7 protein-coding genes are annotated in these 8705 nt (G+C 66.8%); 3 read left to right on the top strand and 4 right to left on the bottom strand.

What is annotated here, in order from left to right; genetic code table 11:
- Position 1 precedes the first annotated feature (1 nt).
- The gene (locus AC1ECW_RS15275) at positions 2-820 is read left to right on the top strand and encodes an IclR family transcriptional regulator (RefSeq protein ID WP_481202179.1); all 819 of its coding nucleotides are present in this window, start codon (positions 2-4) and stop codon (positions 818-820) included.
- Between the two features lie 21 nt (positions 821-841).
- Here the strand turns inward: AC1ECW_RS15275 and AC1ECW_RS15280 are convergent, their stop codons facing one another.
- On the bottom strand, positions 842-1075 hold the full coding sequence (locus AC1ECW_RS15280; protein ID WP_409706834.1) for a hypothetical protein: 234 nt from the start codon (positions 1073-1075) through the stop codon (positions 842-844).
- A 171-nt stretch (positions 1076-1246) separates the two neighbouring features.
- On the opposite strand from AC1ECW_RS15280, the gene AC1ECW_RS15285 reads away from it, so the two are divergent.
- Positions 1247-3454, top strand: coding sequence for a PhoX family protein (locus AC1ECW_RS15285; protein WP_481202181.1), 2208 nt, complete (start codon positions 1247-1249; stop codon positions 3452-3454).
- 71 nt (positions 3455-3525) lie between these two features.
- Here the strand turns inward: AC1ECW_RS15285 and AC1ECW_RS15290 are convergent, their stop codons facing one another.
- The 3 genes from AC1ECW_RS15290 to AC1ECW_RS15300 are packed head-to-tail and all read right to left on the bottom strand — an operon-like array spanning position 3526 to position 5641.
- The gene (locus tag AC1ECW_RS15290) at positions 3526-4341 is read right to left on the bottom strand and encodes a BPSS1780 family membrane protein (RefSeq protein WP_409706838.1); all 816 of its coding nucleotides are present in this window, start codon (positions 4339-4341) and stop codon (positions 3526-3528) included.
- The gene (locus AC1ECW_RS15295) at positions 4338-5306 is read right to left on the bottom strand and encodes a homoserine kinase (protein ID WP_409706841.1); all 969 of its coding nucleotides are present in this window, start codon (positions 5304-5306) and stop codon (positions 4338-4340) included. Before AC1ECW_RS15295 ends, AC1ECW_RS15290 begins: the two co-directional genes overlap by 4 nt.
- Before the next feature lie 29 nt (positions 5307-5335).
- Positions 5336-5641 (bottom strand): hypothetical protein, encoded by a 306-nt coding sequence (locus AC1ECW_RS15300; RefSeq protein ID WP_409706844.1) that lies wholly within the window; start codon positions 5639-5641, stop codon positions 5336-5338.
- A 59-nt stretch (positions 5642-5700) separates the two neighbouring features.
- Here AC1ECW_RS15300 and polA point away from each other — a divergent pair, with 59 nt between their 5' ends.
- Positions 5701-8490 (top strand): DNA polymerase I, encoded by a 2790-nt coding sequence (polA, locus tag AC1ECW_RS15305; protein ID WP_481202180.1) that lies wholly within the window; start codon positions 5701-5703, stop codon positions 8488-8490.
- Positions 8491-8705: the final 215 nt, after the last annotated feature.

The raw sequence follows: 8705 nt of genomic DNA on the forward strand, positions 1-8705 counted from the left end.
CATGGACCACCCGATGCCGCCGCAGACCGAATCCGCCCGCCCCGGCCCGAAGGGTCGCGTCAAGGAAGACCGCCACTTCGTCACGGCGCTGGCGCGCGGCCTGGAGGTGCTGGCCTGTTTCCGCTCGGGCGACCGCATGCTGGGCAACCAGGAACTGGCCCGGCGCTGCAACCTGCCCAAGTCCACGATCTCGCGGCTGACCTACACGCTGACCAAGCTGGGCTACCTGGAGTATGTGGAGGACACCGGCCGCTACCGCCTGGGCAGTGCCACACTCTCGCTGGGCAGCACGATGCTGGCGCGCATGGATGCCCGTCAGATCGCCCGGCCGTTGATGCAGGAGCTGGCCGATTTCTCTCAGGCCATGGTGTCGCTGGGCACGCGTGACCGGCTGAGCATGATCTATGTGGAAAACTGCCGCAGCCATGCTACGCTCACGCTCAGCCTGGATGTGGGCTCGCGCATCCCGCTGGCCACCACGGCCATGGGCCGGGCTTACCTGGCAATGTGCCCAGAGGGCGAACGCCACGAGCTGATGGACCGCATTCGCGAACTGGACGAGGTGGCCTGGCCGCGCATCCGCCAGGGCATCGAACGGGCGATCCAACAGTACCGCGAGTTCGGCGTGTGCGCATCCTTCGGCGATTGGCAGAAGGACGTCAACGCGATCGCCATCGCCTTGCGGCCGGCCGGGGGGCGCTCGCTGATGGCGATCAACTGCGGCGGCCCGGCCTTCCAGCTCAGCCCCGAGTTCCTGATGACCGAGGTGCGACCCCGCCTGATGGCGCTGGGGGCGCGGCTGGAGCACGCCGGCCACTGACGGCACGGGCGGACCAGCCCTTCAGTCGTCGTCTTCGTCGTCCGACCCTGCAACGGCGTCGACGCCGGCCTCCACCACCGCACCCGTCACGCGGATGCCGGTGCTCACGACGGCTCCCGTGACCGAGATGGCTGCACCGGCTACAGCCCCTGCCACCGTCACGACGGCACAGCCCGACAGCAGCAGGCTCAAGCCCAGCCACACCGGCGCGCGCAGCAGCCCAAAACGGGACACGGGATGGGTCAGCAAAGGCATGGCCAAAAACTTGTTCGAAGGTGCGGTATGCGCATTATCCGCGAGCGTCGAGGCGATGCGGTGCTGCTGCGCAAGCTCGTCATCGAGCTGACATTGTCGCGTCACCGCACTTTCATCCGGGTTTCCTACGCTGCGCGCTTCATTACACCCCACGTTGCGAGAGGACCTTGCATGAACAAGCCGATCGACCTGCCTGCCGAGAGCTTCGTCGACCCTGACGATCAGGTGAACAACCACAGCCCCAACCCCAGCTTCGATGCGGTGCTCAATGCCCGGCTGAGCCGCCGTGGCGTGCTGCGAGCCGGCTTGGGCTCGGCGGCCACCGCCTTGTTCGGAGGCTTGTCGTTGAGCGCCTGCGGTGGCGGCGGCGACGATGGCGATCAGACCCCGGCTGAGACGCTGCTGGGCTTTACCGCGGTGGCCAAGAGCACCGCCGATACCGTGACCGTGCCAGCGGGCTACACCGCCACCGTGCTTTATGCCCTGGGTGATCCGCTCACGGCGGACACCCCGGCGTTCCGCAATGACGGCACCGATACGGGTTACGACCGGCGTGCCGGGGACTGCCACGATGGCATGGAGTATTTCGGCCTGAGCGCTTCCGGGCAGCCCGACCCCGCCAACAACGATCGTGCGTTGCTGGGCATCAACCACGAGTATGTGATCCCGACCTTTTTACACCCCAACGGACCGTCGCCGCTGCCGCGTCCGGCCGGTGAGGTGGACATCGAGGTGGACTGTCATGGGGTGTCCATCGTAGAAATTCGCAAGAACGCTGCCGGCGTATTCCGCTACGTACAAGATTCCGCATTCAACCGCCGCGTCACGGCCGCCACCGAGATCGAAATCTCAGGCCCGGCGCGCGGTCATGCCTTGCTGCGCACGCTTTATTCGCCCGAAGGCACGCGCACCCGCGGGACGTTGAACAACTGCGGCACCGGCAAGACCCCCTGGGGCACCTTGCTCACTGGCGAAGAAAACTGGTCTGGCTACTTCTTCCGCGCAGCGGGCGACAACACCGCCAGCGATGCAAAGCGCAATGTTGCGCTGGCCCGCTACGGCCGTAACGTCACGGCCACGAGCGCGGCGGCCAGCCGTTACGGTTGGCAAACCGGCGGCACCGATGATCAGTACGTTCGCTGGAACACCAGCATCACCGCCGCCAGTGCCGACCTCGACTACCGCAACGAGATCAATGGCCAGGGCTATATCACAGAGATCGACCCCTATGATCGCACCGTGGCAGTCAAGAAGCGCACCGCGCTGGGGCGTTTTGCGCATGAAAGCGCGGCCTTTTCGCGTCCGATCGTGGGCCAGCCGCTGGCGGTGTACATGGGCGACGACGCTCAGCGCGAGTACGTCTACAAATTCGTCTCTGAGGCGGTGTGGAGCGCTGCCGACGCCAACCCCGCCGACCGCATCGCCACGGGGGACAAATACCTGGATGCTGGCACTTTGTATGTCGCCCGCTTCAATGAGGACGGCACCGGCCAGTGGCTGCCGCTGACGATCACGAATCCGGACATTGCCGGTTACGCGACGTACAGCTTTGCCGATGAGGGGGATGTGGCCATCCATTCCCGTGTCGCTGCCGATGCCGTGGGGGCGACAAAGATGGACCGTCCCGAGTGGTGCGGCGTACACCCGGGCACGGGCGAGATCTATTTCACCATGACCAATAACAGCAGCCGCCGGGTGGGGGCCACGGGCTCGCAGGTGGAGGTTGACGCGGCCAACCCGCGCGCTTACAGCGACATTCGCGGCATCGGCACCTTGCAACAAGGCAACGTTCACGGCCACATCATCCGCATCCGTGAAGACGGCGGTGCCGCCAACGCCCTGACCTTCACCTGGGATGTGTACGTCTTCGGCGCTGAGGCTGGTTCTACGCCTGCGGCCATGAACATTTCCGGTCTGACCGACGACAACGACTTCTCCAGCCCTGATGGCTTGGTGTTCTCGGCATCCACCGGCATCTGTTGGATCCAGACCGATGACGGTGCCTACACCGACGTTACCAACTGCATGATGCTGGCGGCGCTGCCTGGTCAGGTGGGCGATGGCCGTACGGTAACGCTTGACTATGGGAGCAAGCAGGTACAGACTCGCGCCGGTGCCATGCCTACCACGGGCACCTTGAAGCGTTTCTTGGTTGGACCGAAGGACAACGAAATTACGGGGCTATGCGAAACCCCCGACGGTCGTGTGATGTTCGTCAATGTCCAGCACCCGGGAGACGATACGGCCGTGGCCAACCTTTCCAATCCTGACCTTTACACCAGCAACTGGCCGGCCAATAGCGGCTATGGCGCGGGGCGTCGCCCGCGTTCGGCCACCGTGATGATCGTGAAAAACGACGGCGGACGCATCGGCACCTGAGCTTCGAAATTGCCGCCCGGCGCGGGCGGCTCTGTGGCTCGCATGGCCTTCGCCGTGCGAGCCTTTTCGTTTTATTCCTCGTCGCGCGCAGCCGGTAGAGCCACGGTGGTCGCTGACTCGTCGGTGAAGCAATCCGCGTAGGTGAAATACAGCGAAGCGTAAAACGCCGTCACGAACATCAGCGTGGCTGGGAAGGCCACCAGAGCCATGAGCTGGGGGGCCGACAGCACAGTGAAAATCAGCGTGGCCACCACACCGAACACCAGCACCGCGGCCGCCCAGGTGAGGAAGTACACGATGAAGGCCCCCAGGTTGCGCCAGCAGGCCACCACGCTGAAGAACACTGACTGCACGGCGCTGGTCCCCCCCCAATGCACCAGGGCCGGGGCATGCCAGAACAGCAGGCTGACCGGCACGGTCAGCAGCAACCGGCTGAGCAGGGCACCCTGCATGGCCGGGTCGTCCATCATCTCGGCGGTGGCCTCGCCGCTGGCCATGGCGCCCTGCAGGGCATCGACCCTGCCGCCGTCCATCGCGTCGGCCAGCCACATCGTCAGCATCGACAGCACGGCATAGGCCAGTCCGATCTGCAGCAGCGCGGCGACTCGCCGGCGTGATCCGCGCAGCGGCTCGATGAACAGCGAGGGCAGAGGGAAACCGCCGTCCACCGCCTTGCGTGTGGCCAGCATGAAGCCCAGCGACACCAGCGGCATGAGCACCAGCACCGCCAGTGCCCCGAGCTGGCGCATCGTGATCACCAGCACGAACGCGACAAACAAGAAGGCGAAGAACAGCGCGGTGTAGGCCAGCGGCTGGCGCAGGAAGACCTGGAAGCCGCGGCGCACCCAGAGGATGCCTTGCAGCGGCCCGACTTGTCGCAGCTTCATGGTTCGGGGTGCCAGGGTGTGTACACGCGCTCGCGCAGGATGCGCTCGAAATGCCCCGGGTCGTGGGCCTTGAGCATGTGGGCGTCGCGTGGCAGGTAGTAGTCCCACAGGCGCGAGATCCAGAACCGCAAGGCGCCGGCGCGCAGCAAGGCGGGCATCAGCCGCACCTCGTCATGGCTGAGCGGGCGCACCGCCTGGTAGGCCGCAACGAAGGTGCCGGCCCGTGCTTCGTCGAGCCGGCCGGAATCGAGGTCGGTGCACCAGTCGTTCAGGCACACGGCGATGTCAAACAGGAAGGTGTCCACGCCGGCGAAATAGAAGTCGAAAAAGCCCGTGAGCGTGTCGCCCTCGAACATCACGTTGTCGCGGAAGAGGTCGGCGTGGATGGGCCCGCGCGGCAGCGCCAAGTAAGCCGGCGAGCGGGCGTGCGAGCACTGGAAGGCCAGCTCGCTTTCCAGAAGCTGGCGCTGCGCGGCGTCCAGGTGGGGCAGGATGGACGGCACCGTCTCGACCCACCAGTCCAGTCCGCGCAGATTGGGCTGGAAGCGCGGGTAGTCCTGCCCGGCCAGGTGCATGCGTGCCAGCATCTCGCCGACCTGGCGGCAATGCACGTGGCTGGGGGCAAGCTGGTGGCCGCCGCGCAGCTTGTCCACCAGGGCCGCGGGCTTGCCGCACACGGTGTGCAGGATCTCGCCGCTGGCATCGGCCTTCGGGTCGGGCACCGGGATGCCCCGCGCCGCCAGGTGCTTCATCAGGTGCAGATAGAAAGGCAACTGCTCGAAACTCAGGCGCTCGAAGAGCGTGAGCACGTAGTCGGTGCGCCGGCCCTCGCGTTCGGCGGTGACGAAGTAGTTGGTGTTCTCGATGCCGGAGGTGATGCCGCGCAGCTCCACCAGGCTGCCCAGGTTCAGGCGCTGGACCAGGTCGGAGGCTTGTTCAGGCGAGACGGTCGTGAAAACGGCCATGGACGGGCGGTTGCCAGGAGACCCCGGCTTCAGAAGGTCAGGAAGCGCCAGACGCGCTGGCCCGAAGCTCCGCGAGCGCCCTGCTGGGACGGATCGCGGCCGCTGTCGGGCGGCACGACCTCGTAAGCGCGCCCGCCCTTCTTGGGCTGCACGTGGATCTGCAGGGTCTGCCCACGCACCCGCAACTCGTCGATGCGGGTGGACTCGTCCTCGACGCGGATGACCTGGACCGCCGGCTCGGGCGTGCCTGCGGCCACGGCCGGGGCGGCCACCTCGCCCCAGGCAGAGCAGGCCGCGGCTCCCAGGAGGATGGCAAGACAGGCTCGGTTGCGCATGCAGGCATTGTAGGCGCAGCCCGCCGGGGCGGCGGGCCGATTGCCCCACAATCGCGCCCATGGACGAGCACATCCCCACCGCACCGTTGCTGCTGCTGGTCGACGGCTCCAGCTACTTGTACCGCGCCTTCCACGCATTGCCCGACCTGCGCGGGCCGCAGGGCCAGCCCACTGGCGCCGTGCACGGCATCATCGCGATGCTGCGCCGGCTGCGCGAGCAGTTCCCGGCCGCGCACGCCGCCTGCGTCTTCGACGCCAAGGGGCCGACCTTCCGCAACGAGTGGTATGCGCCATACAAGGCCCAGCGTGCCCCGATGCCCGAAGACCTGGTGGCGCAGATCGAGCCCATCCACGAGGTGGTGAAGCTGCTGGGCTGGCCGGTGCTGGAGGTGCCCGGCATCGAGGCCGACGACGTGATCGGCACGCTGGCCCGGGTGGCACGCGAGGCCGGCCACCGGGTCATCATCTCCACGGGCGACAAGGACCTGGCCCAGCTCGTCAACGAAGAAGTCACCCTCATCAACACGATGAGCAACGAGTCGCTCGACGTCGCGGGCGTGAAGGCCAAGTTCGGCGTCCCGCCCGAGCGCATCGTCGACTACCTCACGCTCATCGGCGATGCGGTGGACAACGTGCCTGGCGTCGACAAGGTCGGTCCCAAGACGGCCGCCAAATGGATTGCCGAGTATGGCTCACTCGACGGCGTGATCGCCGCAGCCGACCGCATCAAGGGCGTGGCCGGCGAGAACCTGCGCAAGGCTCTGGACTGGCTGCCCCTGGGGCGGCGTCTCATTACCGTGGTGACCGATTGCGACCTCTCCGCCCACATCCCGATGTGGCCGCGCCTGGAGGCCCTGACGATGCGCGAGGTCGACACCCCCGGCCTGCTGGACTTCTACACCCGCCACGGTTTCAAAACCTGGAAGCGCGAGCTGGAGTCGCGCACCGCACCGGCCGCTGCAACCGCGGCGCAGGCCGACCCGCCCGGCAATGTGGCCGACCTGTTCTCCGACCCGCCGCCCACCGGAGGGGGAGCGACGCTTGCGCGACACTACGAGACCGTGCTCGACTGGCACCGCCTGGAGGCCTGGATCGAACGCCTGAAGCGATCGCCGCTGGCCGCGCTCGACACCGAGACCGATTCGCTCGACGCGATGCGTGCACGCATCGTCGGCCTGTCCTTCGCCGTGCAGCCCGGCGAGGCCGCCTATGTGCCCACCGGCCATGCCTATGCCGATGCGCCTGCGCAGCTGCCGCTGGACGGCGTGCTCGAGCGCCTGAAACCCTGGCTGGAGGATGAGGGCTGTCCCAAGATCGGCCAGCACATCAAGTACGACATGCACGTGTTCGCCAACCATGGCATCGCGGTGCGCGGCTATGTGCACGACACGATGCTGCAAAGTTACGTGCTCGAGGCCCACCGGCCCCACAACCTGGGCAGCCTGGCCGACCGCCATCTCGGTCGCCACGGCATCGAGTACGAGGAACTGTGCGGCAAGGGGGCCCATCAGATCCCCTTTGCCCAGGTCGATGTGCGGCGCGCCACCGAATACTCGGGCGAGGACAGCGAGATGTGCCTGCACGTGCACCAGGTGCTGTGGCCGCGCATCGAGTCCGAATCGGGGCTGCGCTACGTCTACGAGTCCATCGAGATGCCCACTTCAGCCATCCTGCAGCGCATCGAGCGCAATGGCGTGAAGGTCGACGCGCAGGTGCTCGAGCGCCAGAGTCACGAGCTGGCCCAGCGTATCCTCGCGCTGGAGGCGCGTGCGCACGAACTGGCCGGCCAGCCTTTCAACCTGGGCAGCCCCAAGCAGATCGGCGAGATCCTGTTCGGCAAGCTCGGCCTGCCGGTGGTCAAGAAGACGGCCAGCGGCGCCCCGTCTACCGACGAGGAGGTGCTGGAAAAGCTCGCGGCCGACTATCCGCTGCCTGCGTGCATCCTCGAGCACCGCAGCCTGTCCAAGCTCAAGGGCACCTACACCGACAAGCTGCCCCAGATGATCAACCCGCACACGGGCCGCATCCACACCAACTACGCGCAGGCCGTGGCCGTGACGGGCCGCTTGTCGAGCAACGACCCCAATCTGCAGAACATCCCGATCCGCACGCCCGAGGGCCGGCGCATCCGCGAGGCCTTCGTGGCCCCGCCCGGCCGTGTGATCGTCTCGGCCGACTATTCCCAGATCGAGCTGCGCATCATGGCCCACATCTCGGGCGATGCGAACCTGCGCCGTGCCTTCCAGGAAGGCCTGGACGTGCACCGTGCCACGGCGGCGGAAATCTTCGGCCTGGACCCACAGCAGGTCACCAGCGAGCAGCGCCGCTACGCCAAGACCATCAACTTCGGTCTGATCTACGGCATGGGCGCTTACGGCCTGGCCGCCAGCCTGGGCATCGAGCAGAAGGCCGCCAAGGACTACATCGACCGCTATTTCCAGCGCTATCCCGACGTGAAGCGCTACATGGACACCACCAAGGCCCGCGCGGCCCAGCAGGGCTACGTGGAGACGCTTTTCGGCCGGCGCATCGTCCTGCCGGACATCCGCGGCGCCAACGGCCCGCGACGCAGTGCGGCCGAGCGCCAGGCCATCAATGCCCCCATGCAGGGCACGGCGGCCGACCTGATCAAGCTGGCGATGATCGCCGTCCAGGGGGCCCTCGACCGCGAGCAACGCCGCACGCTGATGATCCTGCAGGTGCACGACGAACTCGTCTTCGAGGTGCCCGAGGACGAGCTCGACTGGGTGAAAGCCGAGGTGCCGCGCATCATGGCCTCGGTGGCCGAACTCTCGGTGCCGCTGGTCGCCGAAGTCGGCGTGGGCCCCAATTGGGACCAGGCGCACTGAGCCCCTGATCCACGGGGGCGCTGATCGCGTGCCCTCTGCCCGGCCCGCTTTTTACCTTTGTCACACCCTGTTTCCAAAACCTGCTGGCCCGTGCTGGGAGGGGCTTGCTAGCATCGCGCGGCTTTCAGGGACAAGGACAAGCAAGGGAGGCCTGATGAGCGAGCCTTTCGATGCGGGCGCGCTGGCGGCGGTGTGGATGCAGGCTTTGGGCGACG

This window comes from Caldimonas hydrothermalis (genome assembly GCF_056746695.1).

Bases quoted from the DNA above. Each gene is read 5' to 3' on its own strand.
- AC1ECW_RS15275 (WP_481202179.1), top strand. From the start codon at position 2: ATGGACCACCCGATGCCGCCGCAGACCGAATCCGCCCGCCCCGGCCCG.
- AC1ECW_RS15290 (WP_409706838.1), bottom strand. From the start codon at position 4,341: ATGAAGCTGCGACAAGTCGGGCCGCTGCAAGGCATCCTCTGGGTGCGC.
- AC1ECW_RS15295 (WP_409706841.1), bottom strand. From the start codon at position 5,306: ATGGCCGTTTTCACGACCGTCTCGCCTGAACAAGCCTCCGACCTGGTC.
- AC1ECW_RS15300 (WP_409706844.1), bottom strand. From the start codon at position 5,641: ATGCGCAACCGAGCCTGTCTTGCCATCCTCCTGGGAGCCGCGGCCTGC.
- AC1ECW_RS15285 (WP_481202181.1), top strand. From the start codon at position 1,247: ATGAACAAGCCGATCGACCTGCCTGCCGAGAGCTTCGTCGACCCTGAC.
- polA (WP_481202180.1), top strand. From the start codon at position 5,701: ATGGACGAGCACATCCCCACCGCACCGTTGCTGCTGCTGGTCGACGGC.
- AC1ECW_RS15280 (WP_409706834.1), bottom strand. From the start codon at position 1,075: ATGCCTTTGCTGACCCATCCCGTGTCCCGTTTTGGGCTGCTGCGCGCG.